Source organism: Rhodanobacter glycinis (assembly GCF_900114325.1).
Taxonomy (GTDB): Bacteria; Pseudomonadota; Gammaproteobacteria; order Xanthomonadales; family Rhodanobacteraceae; genus Rhodanobacter_A; species Rhodanobacter_A glycinis.
In genome coordinates, this window is the sequence record NZ_FOSR01000001.1 from 358,913 (window position 1) to 382,455 (window position 23,543).

Here is a 23,543-nt window from a genome sequence, read left to right on the forward strand (position 1 = left end):
GCCGGTGGCGTGTACGTCCGGCTACCATGCCAGCGTTTGTCATTGGGGAGTAGCCATCCTCGCTCCCGACGGGCCTGATGGCTCGTCAATCCAGAGGAATCCGCGTCAACAGACTTGGGGTGATGCCCCATGGTGCGGATGGCCGTCGTCGGAATCTCCGACGAACGTGCCCGGCGAGACCTTTGGCCGCGACGTGCTCACCCCTGGCCGGGCGAGCGGCGTCGCTGCGCCATCGGTATTCCGCTCGCCCGGCCCGGATTCTGTGCATGCTCACCATCTTGCTGTTCCTGCTGTCAGCCGGCGCGATCTATGCCGCCTGCGAGTATTTCGTCAACAGCGTCGAATGGCTGGGACGCAAGCTCGCCCTGGGAGCGACCGCCACTGGCACGGTATTGGCTGCCTTCGGCACGGCACTGCCGGAGAGCGCGGTGACTTTTGTCGCGGTGATCTTTGGTCGCACGCCGCAGGCACGCGACATTGGCGTGGGTGCCGCACTGGGCGGGCCGCTGGTACTGGCCACGATCGCCTATGCCGTGGTCGGCGTGGCCTTGTGGATGAATCGCCGCCGATTGGGGCGCCCGGACGCACAGGTTCGCGTGGACCACCGCCGGCTGGCGCGCGACCAGTCATGGTTTCTTGTCATCTTCGTGGCGAAATGCGCGTTGGGTCTGTTCGCGTTCGCGTTGAAGCCGTGGCTGGGCGTGCTGTTTCTTGCCGCCTATGCGGCGTACGTATGGCGCGAGATCCGGCATGGCGATACCGCGCCGGAGGAAGAGGCGCTGGAGCCGCTGAAATTCCAGCCGCGTGCCGTCGACCCTTCCATGGCGCGCGTATTGCTGCAGGCCACGCTGGCGTTGCTGGTGATTGCGGTGGCCTCGCGTGTCTTCGTGGCGCAGCTCGACGTCATCGGGCTGGCCCTGCACTTGCCGGCGCACCTGGTCGCATTGCTGCTCAGCCCGGTGGCCACCGAGCTGCCGGAAACGGTGAATGCGCTGATCTGGGTGCGCCAGGGCAAGGAGCGGCTGGCGCTGGCCAACATTTCCGGCGCGATGATGATCCAGGCCACCGTCCCCAGCGCACTGGCGATCTTCGCCACGCCATGGTTGTTCGATGCGCCGCTGATCGTGGCCGGAGCCATCACCATCATGGCCATCATCTACCTGTGGTGGCTGTTCCGGCGCGGCTGTGTCGATGCGCGCCGAATCATGCCGGTGGGGCTGTTGTACGGGGTGTTTGCGGCGTTCGTGTGCTGGCATGCCGTCGGGTAGACGGCCGTCCGGTCAGTCGCGGTGCGACGCGTTGCGGTCGCGGCCGGCGCCGAGACGGGCGTCCAGCTTGCCGAAGAGCTTCTTGAAGGAACGCGAGAAATTGCCGCGCTTGGTCTTGCGCAGTTTTTCTTCCTCGCTGGTCAGCCATGCCACCTGGATCACGCGGCGCTCGCCTTCATAGGGCAGGTGGCCGTGGAACGAGTTGTCGCAGCGCTTGAAGATGGCGAACTCGCCGTACAAGGGCGTCAGCTCGGGTGCGACGATGTCGTCGATATCGTCGATGCGGTTGAGGAAGCGCAGGCAGCCTTCGCTGGTGTCCGGCCATTGTGCATTCAGGTAGAGCAGGGCGGTGGCCACCTTGGACTTGCTGTCGGTGTGGATGGTGCCGTGGCGGCGGTTGAGCAGCCGGCACAAAGTGACCAGGGTGGGGTATTGCCCAAGGTCGGCGATACCCAGGCGACGCCCCACCGCGCTGGCGAACTCCGGCGAGGTCAATCGATCGACCAGGGTGTTGATCGTGGCGCCGCAATCGGCCGGGTCGTAGGGGAAGAAACCGGCGCTGGTGTAGCGGGGAAAATCGCGATCCAGGTCGCTGCGCGCCTCGTCGGGAAGCTGCCCGTGGGCAATCATGAACGGGAAGGGTTGCTCTGCGACATGCGTATCCGAACGATCGAGACGGGCAGGGTCAAGCAGGGCAGTGGCGTTCATGGATATCGTGCGGGGCAATGATGCTCCAGTTTAACGTGTGCGACGTGCAGAGTGGATGACGGCGGGATATTTCGCGTGAACCGCCGTTCATTGCAGCAGAGTGTTCGTCACGGTGGACAGAATGGCCGTCCGGGCCTATCATTTCGACCCGCCCGAGAACTCTCATAACCGAGATCCTCAAGCCTGCTTCCTGCGGCTTGCGGATCTTGCTGTATCCGAAAAAAGGCGGCCCATCCCATGCCCATTCCCGCTCTGCTTGCTCTAGAAGACGGCAGCGTGTTCCACGGTCACGCCGTGGGCGCGACTGGCGAAACCACCGGTGAGGTGGTGTTCAACACAGCGATGACGGGCTATCAGGAGATCCTTACCGATCCCTCGTACTCCCGACAGCTTGTCACCCTGACCTATCCCCATATCGGCAACACTGGCTGCAACGCCGAGGATGTCGAGTCCGAAACGGTTCAGGCCGCCGGCCTGATCGTGCGCGACGTGCCGCGTCGAGCCAGCAACTGGCGCAGCTCCGAAAGCCTGCCCGATTACCTGAAGCGCCACGGCATCGTGGCTATCGCCGGCATCGACACCCGTCGGTTGACCCGCATCCTGCGCGACAAGGGCGCGTTGGCCGGCTGCATCCTGGCGGGCGAGCAGGTGGATGCCGAGGCGGCACTGGCCAAGGCGCGCGCCTTCCCCGGGCTCAACGGCATGGATCTGGCCAAGGTCGTCACCACCGCCCGGACCTATGCGTGGAACGAAGGCGTGTATAACCTCGACAAGACGACATTCAGCCAGCCGGCGCGGCGATTCAAGGTCGTGGCCTACGACTTCGGCGTGAAGCGGAACATCCTGCGCCTGTTGGCCGAGCAGGGCTGCGACATCACCGTGGTACCGGCGCAGACGCCGGCCACCGAGGTGCTGGCGATGAAGCCCGACGGCGTGTTCCTCTCCAACGGTCCCGGTGATCCGGCGGCCTGCGATTACGCCATCGCCGCCACCAAGACGTTCCTGGAGGCGAAGATTCCGTTGTTCGGCATCTGTCTGGGCCACCAGATCATGGGCCTCGCGCTGGGCGCGAAGACGCTGAAGATGAAGTTCGGTCACCACGGTGCCAACCATCCGGTGAAGGATCTGGACGACGGCCGTGTGCTGATCACCAGCCAGAACCACGGCTTTGCGGTGGACCCGGCGACGCTGCCGGCCAACGTGCGGGTGACTCACAACTCGCTGTTCGACGGCTCGCTGCAAGGGTTTGCCCTGACCGACCGTCCGGCGTTCTGCTTCCAGGGTCACCCGGAGGCTTCGCCCGGCCCCCACGACATCGGTTACCTGTTTGACCGGTTTGCCCAACTGATGCAGGAGGCCCGCTGAGATGGCCAAGCGTACCGATATCAAGAGTGTCCTCATCATTGGTGCCGGCCCGATCGTGATCGGCCAGGCCTGCGAGTTCGATTACTCCGGCGCACAGGCATGCAAGGCGCTGAAGGAAGAGGGGTACCGGGTGATCCTGGTGAACTCCAACCCCGCCACGATCATGACCGATCCGAATACCGCCGATGCGGTCTACATCGAGCCGATCAACTGGCAGACGGTGGAGCGCATCATCGCCAAGGAAAAGCCCGATGCGGTGCTGCCCACGATGGGCGGCCAGACGGCGCTGAATTGCGCTCTCGACCTGGCTGACCACGGCGTGCTGGACAAGTACAACGTCGAGCTGATCGGCGCCAAGCGCGACGCCATCCGCATGGCCGAGGACCGCGAACTGTTCAAGCAGGCGATGAGCGAGATCGGCCTGGAAAGCCCGCGGTCCGGCGTTGCCAAGAGCTATGAGCATGCGGTGGAAATCCAGGCGGAACTCGGTTTTCCGGCCATCGTGCGACCCAGCTTCACGTTGGGTGGTTCGGGTGGTGGCATCGCCTACAACGTCGAAGAGTTCGAGGCCATCGTCAAGCGCGGTCTCGAGCTCTCGCCGACGCACGAAGTGCTGATCGATGAATCGGTGCTGGGCTGGAAGGAGTTCGAGATGGAAGTGGTCCGCGACACGGCGGACAACTGCATCATCATCTGCGCCATCGAGAACCTCGACCCGATGGGCGTGCACACCGGCGACTCGATCACCGTGGCACCGGCGCAGACCCTGACCGACAAGGAATACCAGCGCCTGCGCGATGCCTCCATCGCGGTGCTGCGCAAGATCGGCGTGGACACCGGCGGCTCCAACGTGCAGTTCGGCATCAACCCCGCGGACGGTCGCGTGGTGGTGATCGAGATGAACCCGCGCGTGTCGCGTTCCTCGGCCCTGGCCTCCAAGGCCACCGGCTTCCCGATCGCCAAGATCGCGGCCAAGCTGGCCGTGGGTTACACCCTGGATGAATTGAAGAACGACATTACCGGCGGCCTGACTCCGGCCTCGTTCGAGCCGACCATCGATTACGTGGTCACCAAGATTCCGCGCTTTGCGTTCGAGAAATTCCCGCGCGCCGACGCTCGCCTCACCACCCAGATGAAATCGGTGGGCGAAGTGATGGCGATCGGCCGCAGCTTCACCGAGTCGCTGCAGAAGGCGCTGCGCGGGCTGGAGATCGGCAAGACCGGACTCAATCCGACCGGCCTGGACCTGACCACGACCGAAGGCCTTGCCACGCTCAAGCGTGAGCTGCGCGAGCCGCGCCCCGATCGCGTGTTCCACCTGGCCGATGCGTTCCGCGCAGGGCTTTCGCTGGAAGACGTGCATGAACTCAGCCGTGTGGATCCATGGTTCCTCGCGGCATTCGAGGACATCGTGCTCACCGAGAACGAGGTGAGCGAACAGGGTCTCACCGCACTCGATGAGCCGCGCATGCGCGAGCTCAAGCGCATGGGCTTCGCCGATGCGCGCCTGGCCGAGCTGGTCGGCACCGACGAGGCCGCGCTGCGTCACGTGCGCCATACGCTGGGCGTGCGTCCGGTGTACAAGCGCGTGGATTCCTGCGCGGCCGAGTTCGCCACCACCACGGCCTACATGTACTCGACCTACGAGGAAGAGTGCGAGGCCGACCCCAGCGATCGCGAAAAGATCATCGTGCTGGGTGGTGGCCCGAATCGTATCGGCCAGGGCATCGAGTTCGACTATTGCTGCGTGCATGCCGCGCTGGCGCTGCGCGAGGACGGGTTCGAGACCATCATGGTCAACTGCAACCCGGAAACCGTGTCCACCGACTACGACACCTCCGACCGCCTGTACTTCGAGCCGCTGACGCTGGAAGACGTGCTGGAGATCGTCGCGCTGGAGAAGCCGAAGGGCGTGATCGTGCAGTACGGCGGCCAGACCCCGCTGAAACTGGCGCGCGCGCTGGAAGCGGCCGGGGTCCCGATCATCGGCACTTCGCCCGACTCGATCGACCTGGCCGAGGATCGCGAACGCTTCCAGCAAATGATCGAGAAGCTGGGCCTGCGCCAACCGCCGAACCGTACCGCGCGCAACGCCGACGAGGCGCTGGCGCTGGCTCGCGAGATCGGCTATCCGCTGGTGGTGCGCCCCAGCTACGTGCTGGGCGGTCGCGCGATGGAAGTGGTCTATGACGACGCCGATCTTTCGCGCTACATCCGTGAAGCCGTGCAGGTGTCGAACGATTCCCCAGTGCTGCTCGACCGTTTCCTCGACCACGCGGTCGAGGTGGACGTGGACATCATCGCCGACACCGACGGCAAGGTGCTGATCGGCGGCATCATGGAGCACATCGAGGAGGCCGGCGTGCACTCCGGTGATTCGTCCTGCTCGCTGCCGCCGTATTCGCTGTCCGCCGAGGTGCAGGACGAAATGCGTCGCCAGGTCACCGTGATGGCGCGGGAACTGAAGGTCATCGGCCTGATGAACACCCAGTTCGCCATCCAGGGCGACACGGTGTACATCCTCGAGGTGAACCCGCGTGCTTCGCGCACGGTGCCGTTCGTGTCCAAGGCCACCGGCATGCCGCTGGCCAAGATCGCCGCCCGCGCCATGGCCGGCATGACCCTGGCGGAGCAGGGCACCACGCGGGAAGTGATTCCCTCGTACTACTCGGTCAAGGAAGCCATCTTCCCGTTCCTGAAGTTCCAGAACGTCGACCCGATCCTCGGGCCCGAAATGCGTTCGACTGGCGAGGTGATGGGCGTGGGCCGCAGTTTCGGTGCCGCATTTGCGCGTGGTCACGATGCCGCCGGCATCGTGACGCCGCAGCAGGGCAAGGTGTTCGTGTCGGTGCGCGATGCCGACAAGGACCACCTGTTGCCGGTAGCGAAGGACGTGGTCTCGCGCGGCTTCAGCCTGGTGGCGACCGCGGGCACCGCGGCCTATCTGACCAGCCATGGCGTGACCTGCGAGCGCGTCAACAAGGTGCTGGAAGGGCGTCCGCACATTGTCGACATGATCAAGAATGGCGATATCGTCTATATCGTCAACACCACCGAGGGCAAGCAGGCGATTGCCGATTCGTTCTCGATCCGTCGCGAGGCGCTGCAGCGTCGCGTTACCTATTCCACCACCGTCGCGGGCGCACGTGCGCTGGTCCATTCGCTGGATTTCCATGGCAGCGAGGACGTGCACAGCCTGCAGGAACTGCACAAGGAGCTGAGCCCATGAGCCGAGCCCCCATCACCAAGGCTGGTTCGGAGCGTTTGCGCATCGAACTGGAGCGTCTGAAGTCGGTCGAGCGGCCGCGCATCATCGCCGCGGTGGCCGAGGCGCGGGCACACGGCGATCTGAAGGAAAACGCCGAGTACCACGCCGCGCGCGAGCAGCACGGGTTCAACGAAGGTCGCATCGCGGAGCTGGAGGCGGGTTTGTCCACTGCCGAAGTGATCGACGTGACCCGCCTCAATGCCGGCACCAAGGTGGTATTTGGTGCCACCGTTGACCTTGAGGACGAGGACACGGGCGCTGCGGTGACCTATCAGATCGTGGGTGACCTGGAGGCCGACATCAAGCAGCGCCTCATCGCGGTGTCGTCGCCGATCGCCCGTGCGCTGATCGGCAAGAGCGAGGGCGACAGCTTCGAATTCACCGCGCCCAACGGGGTGAAGCACTACGAGATCACCGGCGTGCGTTACGAGTGAAGCACGACCGGCTGGAAGGGGAAACCTTTCCAGCCGGTGCGTCCGTGTAGAGGCAACGGACGCAAATCGGCAACCATAAAAATCGGCAACCATAAAAAAAGGGCCGCGATGCGGCCCTTTTTTTCGCGACAGGTCGGCAGCCGGCGCTTAGCGCTGGCGCGCCTTGAAGCGCGGGTTGCTCTTGCAGATCACGAACACCTTGCCACGACGGCGCACAACCTTGCAGTCGCGATGCCGCTGTTTGGCGGACTTCAAAGAGGAAAGCACCTTCACGGCCAGCTCCTGATACCAATAGGGAAAAATCAAGCACGGAATTATAGCTATTCCAAGGGCTTGCCACAAGTCCGTGTGTAGCACGCGATTTCGACCACGGCAGGAGCCGGCCGAAGCACTTCGCCGGCCTCAGTCGGGCACGATTATCGGCACGCCGCGTGCGGCTTTCAGGTCGGCCACAGTCGACAGGAATTGCGCCAGTACCGGCGACGGATCGTCGATGCGACTGGCTACGGCCAGCAGCAAATGGGCATCGGGTTCCTGCAGCGGCACATAGCTGACCCCGGCCAGCCGTACCGCGCGCATCGTGGTCGGGACCAGGGCCAGTCCGATGCCGGCCGAAACCAGGGCGAGCAAGCCGGTCAATTGCTGGGCATGCTGACGGATCTGCGGGTGGAAGTCGGACTTGGCGGCCAGTTGCACCAGCCGGTCGTACAGCGTGGCCGCCAGCTCGCGAGGCTGGGCCACGAAGGGTTGCCCAGCCACGTCGCTCATGCGCAGACGCCGACGGGTGGCCAGTGGATGCCCGGATGGCAGCGCCAGCAGCAGCGGCTCGCGATCGATCACCTCCAGCCGCAAGGCCCGGGCGTCGGCTTCGTGGGCCGGCTCGTTGCGCACGAAGCCGACGTCGATCTGCCCGGCACGCAGGGCGGAAAATTGTGGCTCGGTATACATCTCGCTGAGCTGCATGCGCACGTTCGGCGCATTGCGGCCGAAGCGCAGCAGCGCCTGTGGCAGGGCGGGGTGGAACGACACCGATACGGTATAGGCCAGCCGCAGCTGGCCGCTGAAGCCGGCGGCAGCCTCGCTTACCAGGTGGCGGGCCTCGTCTGCCTGCAGCAGGATTTGCCGGGCCTGCTCCAGGAACAACTGGCCGGGCTCGGTCAGGGCGACGTTGCGTTTGTTGCGCTCCAGCAGGCGCACGCCCAGGTCCTGTTCGAGCGACTGGATCTGCTGCGATAATGGTGGCTGCGAGATGTGCAGGCGTTGCGCGGCCCGGGTGAAGCTCAGCTCCTCGGCGACGGCGATGAAATAGCGCAGTTGGCGGAAATCAAACATATATGGATATCGTATAAGTATCGATCTAAATATATATTTGATTCTGTATTGCGTCGATCATAAAGTAGGCCCTGTCGCGCCACCTACCCCCCTCCCCCCGGGTGGCGCTGACCCTCGCCCCGCAGCGACGCTACTCATGCGGTATCGGTTTCTCTCCCCATGAGCCGATACTGACGCGTCGCTCGCGGGGCGCCTTATTTTGGCTGTATTCGTGCCTTCGTCCGTGAATGGTGAAAGCCAGACGGGCGACCATCCATGGCCGCACTTCTCGTCATGGGCAGGGCAAAGTCAGAGCTGGCTGGCCAGCCGCGTGCCTTGCGCAATGGCGCGTTTGGCGTCCAACTCGGCCGCCACGTCGGCTCCGCCGATGACATGCGCGGGGATGCCTGCCGCCGCGAGTGCGTCGGCCAGCGCGCGATTCGGTTCCTGTCCGGCACAGATCACCAGATTGTCGACCGGCAGCACCTGCGGCTTGCCGTCGACTGTGATGTGCAGCCCTTCGTCGTCGAAACGCTGGTAGCCGATGCCACCGAGCATGGTGACGCCCTTGTGCTTGAGCGTGGCGCGGTGGACCCAGCCAGTGGTCTTGTTGAGCCGGGCGCCGGGGCGGCCTTCACTGCGCTGCAGCAGCCAGATCTCGCGCGCTGGCGATTCCGGCGCGGCCGGTTGCAGGCCGGCGCGGTGGGTCAGTTGCATGTCCACACCCCATTCGCGGGCCCAGCGCGGGATGTCGGTGGTGGGTGAAGGCGCGCGTTCGACCAGGAACTCGGCCACGTCGAAGCCGATGCCGCCGGCCCCGATGATCGCCACGCGGGCGCCCACGGGACGGTCATGCGCCAGCACGTCGAGATAACTCAGCACGCGCGGATCATCGCTGCCCGGGAATTGCACCACCCGCGGGGTGATGCCGGTGGCGATCACCACCTCGTCGTAGCCGCCTTCGCGCAGGGACTCCATCGTGGCCGTCTGGCCGAGGCGCAGTTCCACCCCGGTATCGGCCAGTTGATGGCGGAAGTAGCGCAAGGTCTCGTGGAATTCTTCCTTGCCCGGAATCCGCTTGGCGTAGTTGAACTGGCCGCCGATGTCGTTGGCGCGATCGATCAGGCTGACCGTGTGTCCGCGTTCGGCCAGTGTGGCCGCGCAAGCCATGCCGGCCGGGCCGGCGCCGACCACGGCGATGCGTTTGCGCGTGGTCGCCGGGGTGATGGTCAGCTCGGTTTCATGACAGGCGCGCGGGTTGACCAGACAGCTGGCGCGCTTGTTCTGGAACACGTGATCGAGACACGCCTGGTTGCAGGCGATGCAGGTGTTGATGCGGTCGGCGCGGTCGTTGCGCGCCTTGTTGGCCCAGTTCGGGTCGGCCAGCAGCGGGCGCGCCATCGACACCATGTCGGCTTCGCCGCCGGCAAGGACGGATTCGGCCACCTCGGGCATGTTGATGCGATTGGTGGCGACCAGCGGGATCCCCACTTCGCCCTTGAGTTTCTTCGTCACCCACGCGAAACCGGCGCGCGGCACGCTGGTGACGATGGTGGGAATGCGGGCCTCATGCCAGCCGATGCCGGTGTTGATGATGCTGGCGCCCGCCGCCTCGATGGCCTTGGCAAGGGTGACGATTTCCGCCCAGTCCTGGCCGCCCTCGACCAGGTCCAGCATCGACAGGCGGTAAATGATGATGAAGTCGCGGCCGACCGCTTCACGCGTGCGCCGCACGATTTCGGTGGCAAAGCGCATCCGTCGCGCGGCATCGCCGCCCCAGGCGTCGTTGCGCTGGTTGGTGCGCGCGGCGATGAACTGGTTGATCAGGTAGCCCTCCGAACCCATCACCTCGACGCCGTCGTAGCCGGCGTCGCGGGCCAGTTTCGCGCAGTGCACGAAATCGTCGATGGTGCGCTCCACGCCGCGCGCGGACAGCGCACGCGGGGTAAACGGCGTGATCGGCGACTTCAGTTTCGATGGCGCCACCGACAGCGGGTGATAGCCATAGCGGCCGGCGTGCAGGATCTGCATGCAGATACGACCGCCTTCGGCATGCACGGCATCGGTGAGCTTGCGATGCCGTGGCTTGTGCCATGGCTGGGTGAGGCGCCCACCGAACGGTTTCAGCCAGCCCTGGATGCTCGGTGCAATGCCGCCGGTGACCATCAGCCCCACGCCGCCACGTGCTCGCTCGGCGAAGTACGCCGCCAGCTTGTCGAAATCGCCGGCCTTGTCCTCCAGGCCGGTGTGCATCGAACCCATCAGGATGCGGTTGGGCAGGGTGACGTGGCCCAGGTCGAGCGGGGCGAACAGATGCGGGTAGCTCATGGCGCGGCCGTGTTCAAACGATCGTATGAATGTGCCGGGGTGCCGGGACAAAAGCAAGCACTCTGTGCCGTCCGCCGTGGATCCGGCAGCTCAAGGCGGTGCACGGGAATGTTGCCCGCAAGGCGCGGTGCCTAGCCGCTGACCGTGCCGGAAATGTTACGTTTGATCAGACGTTTGGGCGTGGATGTTGAAGTCGACGCGAAGGTGACGTTCAGGCCAGCAGTTGTCGTACCAGGTCGATATAGCGGCGCATGGCTTGATCGGCCGGCATGCCGCGCAGCGTGGCCCATGCCTCGTGCTTGGCGGTGCCGACGAAATCGAAGAAGCCGGGGCGCTCCTGGCTGGCATCGCCCTCCGCGCCCTGCTTGTACAGCGCATAGAGCTTGAGCAGGGTGTCGTTGTCGGGCCGCTCGCCGAGACGCTTGACGTCGATGGCCGCCTGCTCGAATTCGCGCTGGAGATCGTTCGTGGGCAACGTGGGGAACCAGCAGATGGGTCAGGCAGGCGAGGCCATGCGCGCCTCCGGTCGAGGCGGCGGGTTAAGATAGCAGACTCTTTCGATTTGACTGGAGCCCGCATGAGCCCGAACCCGTCCGCCCCGGTACTGACCATCGACGGACCCTCGGGATCAGGCAAGGGGACCGTAAGCCGGCTGGTGGCCGAACAGCTCGGCTGGCGGTTGCTGGATTCCGGCGCGCTATATCGTGCGGTCGGTTATGCCGCCGGGGCCGCCGGGCTGGACCTGTCCGACGCCGAGGCGGTGACACGTTGTGCGCTGGCCACGAAAATCCGCTTCCACGCGGCCGCTGACGGTGGTGATACGCGGGTGCTGGTCAACGGGCATGACGCCACCGACGAATTGCGCACCGAAACCGGCGCTGCGGCAGCCTCCGCGATTGCCTCGATTCCCTCGGTGCGTCAGGCACTTGTGGAGCTTCAGCTGGGTTTTCGCAAGCAGCCCGGGCTGGTGGCCGACGGGCGCGACATGGGCACCGTGATCTTCCCTGATGCGTCGTTCAAGGTGTTTCTCACCGCCAGCGCCGCCGAGCGGGCGAAAAGACGCTATAAGCAGTTGAAGGAAAAGGGACTCACGGTTACACTTGGCGGCCTTCAGCGCGAAATTGAAGCGCGTGACAGCCGTGATGCATCACGGACGGTCGCGCCACTCAAGCCCGCCGCGGATGCGGTTCTGGTGGACACCACCGGCATGCCCATCGCGGAGGTGGTCGCCAAGGTTCTCGCCGTCGTGCAGCGGTAACGATGCACGGCGGTTTCGCGCCCCTGCCACGGCGGGGGTTTTGGTCAACGGTGCCAAGGGGCTTCCCGCCAAGGGATTTTCCGAGACACCCACAACCGGTGGGCCGTTCCGCCTGCACGCGCCAATCGAACAGCGTGCATTCGGGGAGACGGTCTTTTCTCATTCTGGAATCAACATGACTGAAAGTTTTGCCGAACTGTTTGAACAGAGCCAGAGCGCCATCGCCAAGCTCAAGCCCGGCGCCATCGTCACCGGCATCGTGGTGGAGATCCGCAACGACGTCGTCGTCATCAATGCGGGCCTGAAGAGCGAAGGCATCGTCCCGATCGAGCAGTTCAAGGACGAGAAGGGCGAGTTGGAAGTGCAGGTGGGCGACGAGGTGAAGGTTGCCCTCGATGCCCTGGAAGACGGCTTCGGCGAGACCAAGCTCTCCCGCGAGAAGGCCAAGCGTTCCATGGTGTGGGACACTCTGGAAGACGCCTTCGACAAGGAAGAGACCGTCACCGGCATGATTTCCGGCAAGGTCAAGGGCGGCTTCACCGTCGACATCAAGGACGTTCGCGCGTTCCTGCCCGGTTCGTTGGTGGATGTGCGCCCGGTGCGCGACCCGGTGTACCTCGAGGGCAAGGAACTCGAGTTCAAGATCATCAAGCTGGACCGCAAGCGCAACAACGTGGTGGTCAGCCGCCGCGCCGTCGTCGAGACCGAGTTCTCCGAGGAGCGCGAGAAGCTGCTTGAGCGCCTGGTCGAGGGTGCCGTCGTCAAGGGTGTGGTCAAGAACCTCACCGATTACGGCGCATTCGTGGACCTGGGCGGCATCGACGGCCTGCTGCACATCACCGACATGGCGTGGAAGCGTGTGCGTCACCCGTCCGAAGTGGTCAACGTCGGCGATGAGCTGGACGTGCGCGTGCTGAAGTTCGACCGCGAGCGCAACCGCGTTTCGCTGGGCCTGAAGCAGCTGGGCGACGATCCGTGGGTGAACATCTCGCGTCGTTACCCGGTCAGCAGCCGCATCTTCGGCAAGGTTTCCAACGTCACCGATTACGGCTGCTTCGTCGAGATCGAGCCGGGCGTGGAAGGCCTGGTCCACGTGTCCGAAATGGACTGGACCAACAAGAACGTCAACCCGGCCAAGGTGGTTCAGGTTGGCGACGAGACCGAAGTGATGGTGCTGGACGTGGACGAAGAGCGTCGTCGCATCTCGCTGGGCATCAAGCAGACGCGTTCCAATCCGTGGGAAGCGTTCGCCGCCATGCACAAGAAGAACGACAAGGTCTCCGGTCAGATCAAGTCGATCACCGACTTCGGCATCTTCATCGGCCTGGACGGCGGCATCGACGGTCTGGTGCACCTGTCCGACATCTCCTGGCAGGTGTCCGGCGAAGACCTCGTGCGCAACTTCAAGAAGGGCGACGAGATCGAGGCCGTGGTGCTGGCGGTGGATCCGGAGCGCGAGCGCATCTCCCTCGGCATCAAGCAGATGGAGCAGGATCCGTTCGGTCAGTTCATGGCAGCCAATCCGCGCGGCACGATCGTCAACGGCACCGTCAAGGAAGTCGATGCGAAGGGTGCAGTGATCGACCTGGGCGAGGGCGTGGAGGGTTACCTGCGCGCCAACGATATCGCCAAGGAGCGTATCGAGGATGCCACCCAGCATCTGAAGGTGGGCGACAAGGTCGAGGCCAAGTTCACCGGCATGGATCGCAAGGGTCGCCAGCTGGCGCTCTCGATCCGCGCCAAGGACGAGGCCGACGTGCAGGACGCCATGGCCGAGTATGGTTCCGCCAATGGCGGTGCCACCACCAAGCTTGGTGCACTGCTGCAGGAACAGCTCAACAAGGCTGACTAAGGCCATGCCTGGCATGGGGCGGTGTTGCGCCGCCCCATGCCGTTTCATGTCACGGACATTGGGGACCCATGACCAAATCCGAACTGATCGAGGCGCTGGCACGGCGCCAGACCCATCTTGCGTTTGGCGATGTCGAGCTGGCGGTCAAGAGCGTGATCGAGCAGATGAGCCACGCTTTGGCGCATGGTGAACGCATCGAAGTACGCGGCTTTGGCAGCTTCGCCCTGCATTACCGGCCACCGCGCATGGGACGCAATCCCAAGACGGGCGAAGCCGTGGCGCTGCCCGGCAAGCATGTGCCGCATTTCAAGCCGGGCAAGGAACTGCGCGAACGCGTGAACATGCATCTGGAGCAGACGGCCGACTAAGGGCCTGTTCCAGCCAGACGAAACGAGGCAGGCGGCGACAAGCCGGTCCTGCCTTCTTTTTGCCTGGAGATCGTGAATGACCGCCCATCGGAAGCTGGCAGTGCCTGTGCCGTTCGACGGCAATCGGTTAAAGTCATCCGATGCGACCGATCGTGATCCTCATCCTTCTGCTTTTCATTGCCGCTGGGGTGGTGCTGGGTGCACTCAACGCCGACCTGGTGAACTACGACCTGGGCTTCGCCCGGTTGCAGTTGCCCAAGGGCGCGGCGCTGCTTGGCGCACTCGTCATCGGCTGGCTGCTGGGCGGCCTGACCGCATGGCTGGGCGTGTCGTCGAAACACCGCCGGCAACGCCGGCTGCAGGCGCGCAAGCGCGATCCCAAGGCGTCGGCTGACGCATGACTCCGATCTACCTGTTGGCCTTGCTGATTCCCGCGGCCTTCATCAGCGGCTGGTGGACGGCGCGCCGGGCCGGTGCGCGGCGCTCGGGAGCGCGCGTGAGCGAGCTGTCTTCGGACTATTTCCGCGGCCTGAACTATCTGCTCAACGAGGAGCAGGACAAGGCCATCGAAGTCTTCCTGCGCCTGGCCGAATACAACCGCGATACCGTCGAAACGCATCTGGCATTGGGTAACCTGTTTCGCCGTCGCGGCGAAGTCGATCGTGCCATCCGCCTGCACCAGCACCTGGTGTCGCGCCCCGGCCTGACCGAGGCGATGAAGACGGTGGCCCTGCTCGAACTGGGCGAAGACTACATGCGCGCGGGCCTGCTCGATCGCGCCGAAACACTGTTCTCCGACCTGGTGGCGATGAATGCGCATGCGCCCTCAGCTTTGCGTCACCTGATTGCGATCTACCAGCACGAGCGGGACTGGCACAAGGCGATCGAGCATGCGCGTCGGCTGGAGGCGATGGCCGGCGAGGACGAGTCGACCACCATCGCGCAGTTTTATTGCGAACTGGCCGAGCAATCGCGCCAGCATGGGGCACGAGCCGAAGCGCGCGAATACCTGAAGCAGGCGTTCGAATGCCAACCCGAATGCGTGCGCGCATTCATGCTCACCGGTCGCCTGTATGTGGATGAGGGCCGCCTGGCCGACGCTGTGGATGCTTACGAGCAAGCGGTGAACGCCGACATCGCCTTCGTCCCGGAAATCCTTCCGCCGTTGCTGGATGGCTATGCACGCTCCGGCCAGATGGAGCGTGCGGAACGGTTCCTTTGCGACATCCTGGCCCGCTACAACGGTATTTCCCCGGTACTGGCACTGACCCGGCTGTACCAGCAGCGCGATGGCGAGAAGCCGGCCATCGAATTCCTGACCTCGCAGTTGCGCCAGCGGCCTTCGGTGCGCGGCCTGATGGCCTTGATCGATGCCACCATGGACAAGATCCAGGGCGAGGCGCGCGAGAACTTCCTGATCCTGCGCGACCTGACGCGCAAGCTTCTGGAAGGGCAGGCGATGTACCGCTGCAGCCGTTGCGGCTTCGGCGCCAAGGCGCATCACTGGCAGTGCCCGAGCTGCAAGAACTGGAGCACGATCCGCCCGATCCACGGCGTTGCCAACGAGTGAGGCGCTGATGTCACCTTTCGTGCTGGCGATAGGGATGGTGCTGGCATCGCTGCTGCTGTCGGCTGGCGTGGTGCGCGCGGCCATCGGTTATGCGCATCGTCGCGGCATGCTTGATCAGCCGGGCTATCGTCGCTCGCACACCGTGCCCACGCCGCGTGGCGGGGGCGTCGGCATCGTGGCTGCCGTGCTGGTGACGGTGCCGGCAAGTCTGTATCTGCTACCCCAGGCATGGCCCGTGACGGTGGTCATCGGGCTGGCCGTGGCCTTTGCGCTGGTGGCCCTGGTCGGCTGGCTGGACGACCATCATTCGCTGCCGATCCTGCCGCGATTTGGCATCCAGTTGATTGCCGCCGCGCTGTTTTCGGGCCTGCTGCTGGCCAGCGGTCTGTCATGGGGGTGGTGGGCGCTGTTGATCCTGGCCGGGGCCTGGAGCGTCAACCTGCACAATTTCATGGACGGCATCGATGGCCTGCTGGCGCAGCAGGGCATCTTCGTGGCCAGCGGGCTGGGCGTCATCGCATGGCTGGTCGGACAGCCGGCCTTGTGTGTGGCATGTGCCTGTACGGCAGCGGCCTGTCTCGGCTTCTGGCGCTACAACGTTTCGCCGGCCCGCATTTTCATGGGCGATGCGGGAAGCGGTAGCCTCGGTTTGCTGCTGTTCATGCTGATCGCCATGCTGTGGCGGATCGAGCCCCGTTTGCTCTGGCCGGCCTTGATTCTCTGTTCAGCCTTTGTCGCAGACGCCAGTCTAACCTTGTTGAGCCGGATGCAACGTCGACGCCGCTGGTATAGTGCGCACCGCGAACACCTTTATCAGTGGATGGTGAGAAAGGGCTGTTCGCATACAGGGGGTGTTGCGCGTTATCTGGGATGGAATCTCCTGGTAGCGTTGCCGTTGGCGGCAGCTTCCCTGTTTGTCCCAGGGATGGCGTTGCCGTTCTGCGTCGTGGCCTACCTGGCTGCGGCAGCAACATGGCTGGCGCTGAAACGCCGACTCTTGCGGCGCAATCTGCACAAGGCTCGTCATGTCGCTCCGTAAAACCATCGGCATCGTCCACCCTCGTGTCGCCATCATTGCGCACGACCTTCTGATGACAGCGCTGGCGTGGTGGGCGGCGAAGGAACTTCGCTACGCGCTGGATCCCTCGCTGCAGATCGGCTTCGCCCAACTGGAATTTCCGGTGGTGCTGGCGGTGCAGGGGCTGATCTTTGCCTGGACCGGCCTCTACAAGGGCGTGTGGCGCTTCGCCAGCCTGCCGGACCTGTGGAACATCCTGCGCGCCGCGGTGCTGGGCGCGATTGCCATCTATCTCGCCCTGTTCGTCTACAACCGCCTGGATGGCGTGCCGCGTTCGGTGCTGCTGCTGTATCCGTTCGTGCTGGCGATGTGCCTGGGTACCCCGCGCGTGGCCTATCGCGTATGGAAGGATAGCCGTCTGGCCTTGTTCCCGAACCAGGGAGGGCAGCGCGTGCTGATCCTGGGGGCGGAAAGCGCAGGCGAGGCCCTGTTGCGGGACCTGCAGCGTGACGCCCGCTACGCGGTGGTCGGTTTCGTGGATGATCGACCCAGCCTGCGCGGTGCCCGCATCAACGGCTGCCCGGTACTGGGCTCGCTGGAGCAATTGCCCGACGTGGCGCGCGAGGCAGCCGTGCAAATGCTGCTGATTGCCTTGCCTGCGGCCAGTCCTGCCGACGTGCGGCGCGTGGTCGAACTGTGCGACGGCACAGGCCTGCCTTATCGCACCGTGCCCAAGCTGGAAGACGTCGTCGCCGGGCGCGCGCAGTTCAACGAGATCAAGGAAGTGGCCATCGAGGACCTGCTCGGCCGGGATACGGTCGAACTGGACTGGACGGCCATTCGCGAAACCCTGACCGGGCGCCGCGTGCTGGTGACCGGGGGTGGTGGCTCGATCGGTTCGGAACTGTGCCGTCAGGTGGCGCGACTGGGCGCGCATTCGCTCACCGTGGTCGAGCGCAGCGAGTACAACCTGTACAAGATCGGGCGTGAATTGCGCGCTGCCTACCCGGAAATGATCTTCAACGGGATCCTCGCCGATTGCGGCGACGAGGTGGCGATGCGCCGATTGTTCGCCGAAACCAAGCCGCAGGTAGTGTTCCACGCGGCGGCCTACAAGCATGTGCCGATGCTGCAAGGGCAACTGCGTGCCGGTTTCCGCAACAACGTGCTGGGCACGCGCATCGTGGCTGACCTGTCCGATCGCTACGGCGTGGAATGCTTCGTGCTGATTTCCACCGACAAGGCCGTCAACCCGACCAGCGTGATGGGCGCCTGCAAGCGCATCGCCGAAATCTGGTGCCAGAATCTCAATGCGCATTCGGCCACGCGCTTCATTACCGTGCGCTTCGGCAACGTGCTCGATTCGGCCGGCTCGGTGGTTCCGCTGTTCCGCGAACAGATTCGCGGTGGTGGCCCGGTCACCATCACCCATCCGGAAATCTCGCGCTATTTCATGACCATCCCCGAGGCCAGCCAGTTGATCCTGCAGGCCGCGACGTTGGGCGAGGGCGGCGAGATCTTCGCGCTGGACATGGGCGAGCCGATCAAGATCCGTGACCTGGCCGAGCAGATGATCCGCCTCGCCGGCAAGAAGCCTGGCAGCGAGATCCCGATCGTCTACACCGGTTTGCGCTCCGGCGAAAAACTGTTCGAGGAACTGTTCCACCCGTTGGAAAACTACACCGCGACGCGGCACGCCAAGATCTTCCTGGCGCAGCATCGCCAGGTGTCGTGGGAGTTGCTGCAGGTGCAGTTTGCCAAGGCCGCCGAGGCGGTCGTGGAATTCGATGAAGACCATTTGCGGCAATGCGTATCCGGCCTGTTGCCCTCGTTCCGCTGGAGCGATGCGGTGCAGCCGGACAACGTGATCTCGATGCGCCGTCATGAATCAGGAGAAAGTGTGTGAGCAAACCGTTGCGCAAGGTGGTGTTCCCGGTAGCCGGTCTCGGCACGCGCTTCCTGCCGGCCACCAAGGTGGTGGCCAAGGAAATGTTGCCGGTGCTGGATCGGCCGCTGATCCAGTACGCCGTGGACGAGGCGGTGGATGCCGGCGCCGACACATTGATTTTCGTCACCAATCGCTACAAGCACGCCATTGCCGATTATTTCGACAAGGCCTATGAGCTGGAAGCGAAACTGGAAAAGAAGGGCAAGGACGAATTGCTGGCGCTGGTGCAGGGCACCTTGCCGCGCAACGTGCGCGCCATCTTCGTGACCCAGCCGGAAGCGCTTGGCCTCGGCCATGCGGTGCTGTGCGCCAAACCGGTGGTGGGCGACGAGCCATTCGGCGTGGTGCTTCCCGATGACCTGATCTGGAACAAGGGCCATGGCGCCCTGCGCCAGATGGCCGAACTGGGTGACGCCGAACAGGCTGGCGTGATCGCGGTGGAAGAGGTGCCGCACGACCAGACCGACAAGTACGGCATCGTCGACGCGGAACGCATCGACGAACGCAGCGCACGCATCCGTTTCATGGTGGAAAAGCCGAAGCCGGCCGACGCGCCGTCCAACCTCGCGGTGGTGGGACGTTACGTGTTGCCCGGTCGCATCTTCCAGTTGCTCGAACAAACCACGCCGGGCGCCGGCGGCGAGATCCAGCTGACCGATGCCATCGAAGCCTTGCTGAAGGAACAGGGCAAGGTGCTGGCCTATCGCTTCGAGGGCACGCGCTTCGATTGCGGCAACAAGGCTGGCCTGGTGCGTGCCACCATGCACATGGCGATGCAGGATCCGACCCTGGCACCGACCGTGCGCGAGTTCGTCAGCCAGCTCTGAGCTGACGACCCGCTTCGGGGGTGGCAGGCCCGTCGGGTTCGGTGGCGCGATGGATCGCGCTATGCTCGGCTGTCGCCCGGTCCATTCACCTCACCCATGAAGCAGCCACCGGTTCCTTCGTACTATCGCGCCACGGCCACGCCGTACGCACCGCATGCGCCCCTGCAAGGGCGGCATGAAGCGCGCGTGGTCGTCATCGGTGGTGGTTATGCCGGTCTCAATACCGCATTGGGTCTGGCGGAGCGTGGCGTGCGCGACGTGGTGCTGCTGGAGCGCGAACAGGTCGGTTTCGGTGCCTCGGGTCGCAACGGTGGCTTCGTCTTCGCCGGCTACTCACTGGGCGAACAGGCCCTGCTTGATCAACTGGGCGAGGCCCGTGCGCGGGCCTTGTTCGGATTGACCACGGCAGCGGTGCAGCGCATCCGCGAACGCATCGCCACCCATGCCATTGCGTGCGATGCAGTGGACGAAGGCGTGATCTGGGCCAACTGGTTCCGTGATCCGGCCGTGTTGCGCCGACGCCAGCAACTGCTGGCCGAGCACTACGACACGCACTGGGAATGGCTGGGGCAGGATGAACTGCGCGAGCGCATCCGCAGCCGGCGCTATGCCGACGGTCTGTACGAACGCAACGCCTTGCACCTGCATCCGCTCAACTATGCCATTGGCCTGGCGGCCGGGGCGGTCGGGCAGGGCGTGCGCATCCACGAGAACAGCGAGGTCTGGCGCCTGCGTCGCGAAGGCGCGCATTGGTGCCTCGATACGCCGCACGGTGAGCTGCAGGCCGAACAGGTGGTGCTGGCTTGTGGCGGCTATCTGGCCGGTTTGAATCGGACCATCGACCGCTCGGTCCTGCCGATTGCCACTTACGTGATGGCCACCGAGCCGCTGGGCGATCGTCTGGCGGATTGCCTGCGCACGCGTGCGGCGATCTATGACACCCGCTTCGCCTTCGACTATTACCGCCCACTGCCGGATACGCGGCTGTTGTGGGGCGGACGCATCTCCATTCGCAATCGCTCGTCGCATGCCGTGCAGCGCTTGTTGCGGCGGGATCTGCTGCGCGTGTTTCCGCAGATGGATGGTGTAAAGATCGATTACGCCTGGTCCGGCCTGATGAGTTACGCGCGGCACCAGATGCCGCAACTCGGCAGCGATGGCCAGGGATTGTGGTGGGCGCAGGCCTTCGGTGGCCATGGCCTGGCGCCCACCTGTGCCGCCGGCGAGTTGCTGGCCGCGGCCATTGCCGAGGGTGACGAGGGCTGGAAACAGTTTGCCGATTACGGCCTGGCCAGCACGCACAAACCGCTGGGTTTTCTCGCCGCGCAGGCCAATTACTGGTGGCAGGAAGGCAATGACTGGTTGAAGACGAGACTGGAAGGATGAACCACACAATGACGCAGACAGACTTCGCTGAAATCAGCTGGCACGATTTCGAAAAGGTATTGATCGTGGCCGGTACCGTGGTGAAGGCGGAAGCTTTCCCCGAAGCGCGCAAGCCGGCGTGGAAGGTATGGGCGGACTTTGGCCCTTACGGCGAAAGGAAAACCAGTGCGCAGATCGTCGCCCTGTACAGTGCCGAGGAACTTGTCGGCCGGCAGATCGTGGGCGTGATCAATTTTCCGGAGAAACAGATCGGCCCGTTCCGTTCGCAGTTCCTGCTCACCGGCTTTCCCACCGACGAAGGCGTGGTGCTCACCGCCATCGAGCGCCCTGTGCCGAACGGTACGCGACTGGCCTGAGAGTCTGTTCACGATCTTTCCCTGTTGAACGGGCGCCTACGAGTGGCTCCCGCATCGGAAAGATGAGGGCATGAACGAGATCGTGGGCAGGCTCTGAGTGGCCGCCCGGCGTGTTGCCATGAAATGGCCATTCGATGGCTACGGGTTTTGCTTGCCAGGTCATTCCGCGAGCAGTGATGCGGCCCAGCATGGAGGGTCCTGTCTTTCCGTGGAGTGTACTGTGGCACGATCCGCTCGATTTCTTCTCGCGATGGCATTGCTGTCGATGGCCGGCGCCAGCATGGCGATGGACGCCAGCTGGAGCCAGCCGCGGAAACCCTTCCGCATCTACGCCAATACCTGGTACGTCGGCTCGGAGGGGTTGAGCGCGATCCTGATCACCTCGCCGCAGGGGCATATCCTGATCGACGGGACGCTGACCCGGAACGCACCGATGATCGAGGCGAACATCCGTGCTCTCGGGTTCCATCTGCACGATATCCGCGTGATCCTGAATTCGCATGCCCACCATGACCATGCCGGGGCCATCGCCGCACTGGCGCGGGACAGCGGCGCGCGCGTCGTTGCCAGCGTCGAGGGTGCACGCGAACTTGAAGCCGGCGGCAACGATCCTGGCGATCCCTTGTATGGGGATGTGCCGCGCTATCCTGCCGTCGCGCATGTGGAAACGGTGCGTGATGGCGGTGTCGTGCGCGTCGGACCGTTGGCAGTCGCGGTGCATGACACGCCGGGCCACACACCGGGGAATGCTTCGTTCACCTGGCGCTCGTGCGAGGGTTCGCGTTGTCGGGCGATGGCGTATGTCGGAAGCCTCACCGCGATCGGTCGCCCGGGCTACCGTTTCAGTGCACACCCGCAGGTGGTGGCGTCATTTCGGCATTCGTTCCGGACGGTGGCGGCGTTGCCGTGCGACATCCTGCTGACGCCGCATCCTGACGCCATCGACTTCATGGCCAAGGTGGCTGCGCGTGATCGTGGCGTGCGGCCTGATCCACTGGTCGATGCCGATGCCTGCAAGCGCTTAGCGGCTTCAGCAAGCCGCGCTTTCGATGCAGTGCTGGCGAAGGAACGTGCGGTGCACTGAACCGGATTACGCCTCAGCGCCCCAGCCATACCTCCAGCCCTTGCGCGTTCAACTCGATGTCCATGCCGATCAGCTCGCCCAGCGCCTCACGGCCTTTCGTCCAGCCGTGGGCGGCGGCGCGGCCGGCATAGAAATTGGCCAGATCGTCGAGCAGGACGGCATGCCGATCATGCTTGCTGTTGGCCGCCAGCGCGATGGCCACCATCGCATCGATCTGCGTATGCAGGTCGGCGGCGAGCCGTTCAACGTCTTCCACGCGGCCGTAATGGGTCAGGTACATCGCCGCGGGGTTCAATGCGAGCAGGCGATGGATCGAGGCGTGCAGGGCCTCGGGATCGAACTGCACCGGTGAGGTGGTCGGCAGGATGAACGGGCCGTTCGCGGTGTCGAAATCACGATAGGACAGGCCGAACACGTCGCCGGTGAAGCACACGTTGTTGCGCACGTCGTGCACGGTGTTGTGGTGGCGTGCATGGCCCGGGGTGTCCAGGCAGCGCAGCGTGCGTCCGGCCAGGTCCACCTCGTAACCGTCGGTTGCCTCGATCACGCGTTCGGCGGGAATCGGTTTCAGCCGGCCATAGGTTTTTTCCATCACCTCGTCGCCGTACACCGCACTGGCGCCGGCCCACAGTTTCGAGGGATCGATCATGTGCCGCGCACCACGCGGATGCACCACCAGTTTCGCGTTCGGCAATTGCGCGATCAGCTCGCCCGCGCCGCCGGCATGGTCGAGGTGCACATGGGTGAGGATCAGCCAGTCGACCTGGGCTGGCGTCAGCCCGGCCTTGTCCAGCGCCGCCAGCATGCGCGGTACCGAATGGTTGGTGCCGCAATCGACGAAGGCGCCCCGACCGTTTTCCACCAGCAGATAGGCCGCGTCGAAATGCGGGCGCACGAAACCGGTGTCGATGGTGATGATGTCGGGTAGGGACATGGTCTGCTCGCACATGGGTGAAAGACGAGGATAACAAGGCCAACTGAACCCGAGTGGAGAGTAAGGATTGGCGATAAGTCGAATATCCGCCGTAGCCCGTGCGCGCCTGGTCGGCCCGGCTTGCGTACAAAACCCAAACGACGGTATCTTTCGTGGAGTACGTTTAGATCGATTTAAATTATCCGTTGAAGAGCTGCGGCTGGACGGGCTCGAACGGCATGGGACAGGTCTGGCGGGGCGGGGGAGATCGGATGATGAAG

General features: G+C 64.3%; 21 protein-coding genes and 1 riboswitch. Of the genes, 15 read left to right on the top strand and 6 right to left on the bottom strand.

The genetic code is table 11. The features are described from left to right. Window positions 1-29: 29 nt before the first annotated feature. A riboswitch (yybP-ykoY riboswitch) is annotated at window positions 30-199 on the top strand. A gap of 67 nt (window positions 200-266) precedes the next feature. Continuing rightward, on the top strand, window positions 267-1,268 hold the full coding sequence (locus BMY90_RS01715; protein WP_092700753.1) for a sodium:calcium antiporter: 1,002 nt from the start codon (window positions 267-269) through the stop codon (window positions 1,266-1,268). A gap of 12 nt (window positions 1,269-1,280) precedes the next feature. On the opposite strand, the gene BMY90_RS01720 is transcribed toward BMY90_RS01715, so the two are convergent. Next, window positions 1,281-1,976: a 2OG-Fe(II) oxygenase gene (locus BMY90_RS01720; protein WP_092700756.1), complete on the bottom strand. Its 696-nt coding sequence runs from the start codon at window positions 1,974-1,976 to the stop codon at window positions 1,281-1,283. Between the two features lie 237 nt (window positions 1,977-2,213). On the opposite strand from BMY90_RS01720, the gene carA reads away from it, so the two are divergent. From carA to greA, 3 genes are read left to right on the top strand one after another with little or no spacing between them, the layout of a single operon-like run. After that, on the top strand, window positions 2,214-3,341 hold the full coding sequence (gene carA / locus BMY90_RS01725; RefSeq protein WP_092700758.1) for a glutamine-hydrolyzing carbamoyl-phosphate synthase small subunit: 1,128 nt from the start codon (window positions 2,214-2,216) through the stop codon (window positions 3,339-3,341). A 1-nt stretch (window position 3,342) separates the two neighbouring features. Continuing rightward, window positions 3,343-6,570 carry a carbamoyl-phosphate synthase large subunit gene (carB, locus tag BMY90_RS01730; protein ID WP_092700761.1) on the top strand — a complete coding sequence of 1,076 codons (3,228 nt, stop codon included), beginning with the start codon at window positions 3,343-3,345 and terminating at the stop codon, window positions 6,568-6,570. Continuing rightward, entirely contained in the window at window positions 6,567-7,043 is a 477-nt protein-coding gene (gene greA, locus BMY90_RS01735) for a transcription elongation factor GreA (RefSeq protein ID WP_008215047.1), read from the top strand. The genes carB and greA overlap by 4 nt, the downstream gene beginning before the upstream one ends. A gap of 147 nt (window positions 7,044-7,190) precedes the next feature. Here the strand turns inward: greA and ykgO are convergent, their stop codons facing one another. From ykgO to BMY90_RS01755, 4 genes are all read right to left on the bottom strand, one after another. Beyond that, entirely contained in the window at window positions 7,191-7,316 is a 126-nt protein-coding gene (ykgO, locus tag BMY90_RS01740) for a type B 50S ribosomal protein L36 (RefSeq protein WP_008215056.1), read from the bottom strand. 129 nt (window positions 7,317-7,445) lie between these two features. After that, window positions 7,446-8,375 carry a LysR substrate-binding domain-containing protein gene (locus BMY90_RS01745; RefSeq protein WP_092700764.1) on the bottom strand — a complete coding sequence of 310 codons (930 nt, stop codon included), beginning with the start codon at window positions 8,373-8,375 and terminating at the stop codon, window positions 7,446-7,448. A gap of 288 nt (window positions 8,376-8,663) precedes the next feature. Beyond that, window positions 8,664-10,682, bottom strand: a complete 2,019-nt coding sequence (locus BMY90_RS01750; protein WP_092700767.1) for an NADPH-dependent 2,4-dienoyl-CoA reductase — start codon at window positions 10,680-10,682, stop codon at window positions 8,664-8,666. Window positions 10,683-10,893: 211 nt separating this feature from the next. After that, a complete protein-coding gene (locus BMY90_RS01755; RefSeq protein WP_092700770.1) occupies window positions 10,894-11,157 on the bottom strand; it encodes an acyl-CoA-binding protein in 264 nt (87 codons plus the stop codon). Between the two features lie 102 nt (window positions 11,158-11,259). Here BMY90_RS01755 and cmk point away from each other — a divergent pair, with 102 nt between their 5' ends. The 11 genes from cmk to bla all read left to right on the top strand — a co-directional run bounded on the left by cmk (window position 11,260) and on the right by bla (window position 22,349). After that, window positions 11,260-11,940, top strand: a complete 681-nt coding sequence (gene cmk, locus BMY90_RS01760; protein ID WP_008212832.1) for a (d)CMP kinase — start codon at window positions 11,260-11,262, stop codon at window positions 11,938-11,940. A gap of 175 nt (window positions 11,941-12,115) precedes the next feature. Continuing rightward, on the top strand, window positions 12,116-13,792 hold the full coding sequence (gene rpsA / locus BMY90_RS01765) for a 30S ribosomal protein S1 (protein ID WP_092700773.1): 1,677 nt from the start codon (window positions 12,116-12,118) through the stop codon (window positions 13,790-13,792). 68 nt (window positions 13,793-13,860) lie between these two features. Then, the gene (locus tag BMY90_RS01770; RefSeq protein ID WP_008212834.1) at window positions 13,861-14,160 is read left to right on the top strand and encodes an integration host factor subunit beta; all 300 of its coding nucleotides are present in this window, start codon (window positions 13,861-13,863) and stop codon (window positions 14,158-14,160) included. A 140-nt stretch (window positions 14,161-14,300) separates the two neighbouring features. Further along, window positions 14,301-14,561 (top strand): LapA family protein, encoded by a 261-nt coding sequence (locus BMY90_RS01775; protein WP_008212836.1) that lies wholly within the window; start codon window positions 14,301-14,303, stop codon window positions 14,559-14,561. Then, window positions 14,558-15,730 carry a lipopolysaccharide assembly protein LapB gene (gene lapB, locus BMY90_RS01780; protein WP_092700776.1) on the top strand — a complete coding sequence of 391 codons (1,173 nt, stop codon included), beginning with the start codon at window positions 14,558-14,560 and terminating at the stop codon, window positions 15,728-15,730. Before BMY90_RS01775 ends, lapB begins: the two co-directional genes overlap by 4 nt. Window positions 15,731-15,737: 7 nt before the next feature. Continuing rightward, a complete protein-coding gene (locus BMY90_RS01785; RefSeq protein ID WP_245734793.1) occupies window positions 15,738-16,769 on the top strand; it encodes an MraY family glycosyltransferase in 1,032 nt (343 codons plus the stop codon). Next, window positions 16,756-18,654 (top strand): polysaccharide biosynthesis protein, encoded by a 1,899-nt coding sequence (locus tag BMY90_RS01790; protein WP_008212841.1) that lies wholly within the window; start codon window positions 16,756-16,758, stop codon window positions 18,652-18,654. Before BMY90_RS01785 ends, BMY90_RS01790 begins: the two co-directional genes overlap by 14 nt. Further along, window positions 18,651-19,523 carry a UTP--glucose-1-phosphate uridylyltransferase GalU gene (gene galU, locus BMY90_RS01795; protein ID WP_092700781.1) on the top strand — a complete coding sequence of 291 codons (873 nt, stop codon included), beginning with the start codon at window positions 18,651-18,653 and terminating at the stop codon, window positions 19,521-19,523. Before BMY90_RS01790 ends, galU begins: the two co-directional genes overlap by 4 nt. A 96-nt stretch (window positions 19,524-19,619) precedes the next feature. Beyond that, window positions 19,620-20,909 (top strand): NAD(P)/FAD-dependent oxidoreductase, encoded by a 1,290-nt coding sequence (locus tag BMY90_RS01800; protein WP_092700785.1) that lies wholly within the window; start codon window positions 19,620-19,622, stop codon window positions 20,907-20,909. Window positions 20,910-20,917: 8 nt separating this feature from the next. Further along, complete coding sequence (locus tag BMY90_RS01805; RefSeq protein ID WP_008212849.1) at window positions 20,918-21,265, top strand: tRNA-binding protein; 348 nt, start codon at window positions 20,918-20,920, stop codon at window positions 21,263-21,265. A 250-nt stretch (window positions 21,266-21,515) separates the two neighbouring features. Beyond that, the gene (gene bla, locus BMY90_RS01810) at window positions 21,516-22,349 is read left to right on the top strand and encodes a subclass B3 metallo-beta-lactamase (protein ID WP_092700788.1); all 834 of its coding nucleotides are present in this window, start codon (window positions 21,516-21,518) and stop codon (window positions 22,347-22,349) included. Window positions 22,350-22,362: 13 nt separating this feature from the next. On the opposite strand, the gene BMY90_RS01815 is transcribed toward bla, so the two are convergent. After that, a complete protein-coding gene (locus tag BMY90_RS01815; protein ID WP_008212853.1) occupies window positions 22,363-23,283 on the bottom strand; it encodes an MBL fold metallo-hydrolase in 921 nt (306 codons plus the stop codon). Window positions 23,284-23,543: the final 260 nt, after the last annotated feature.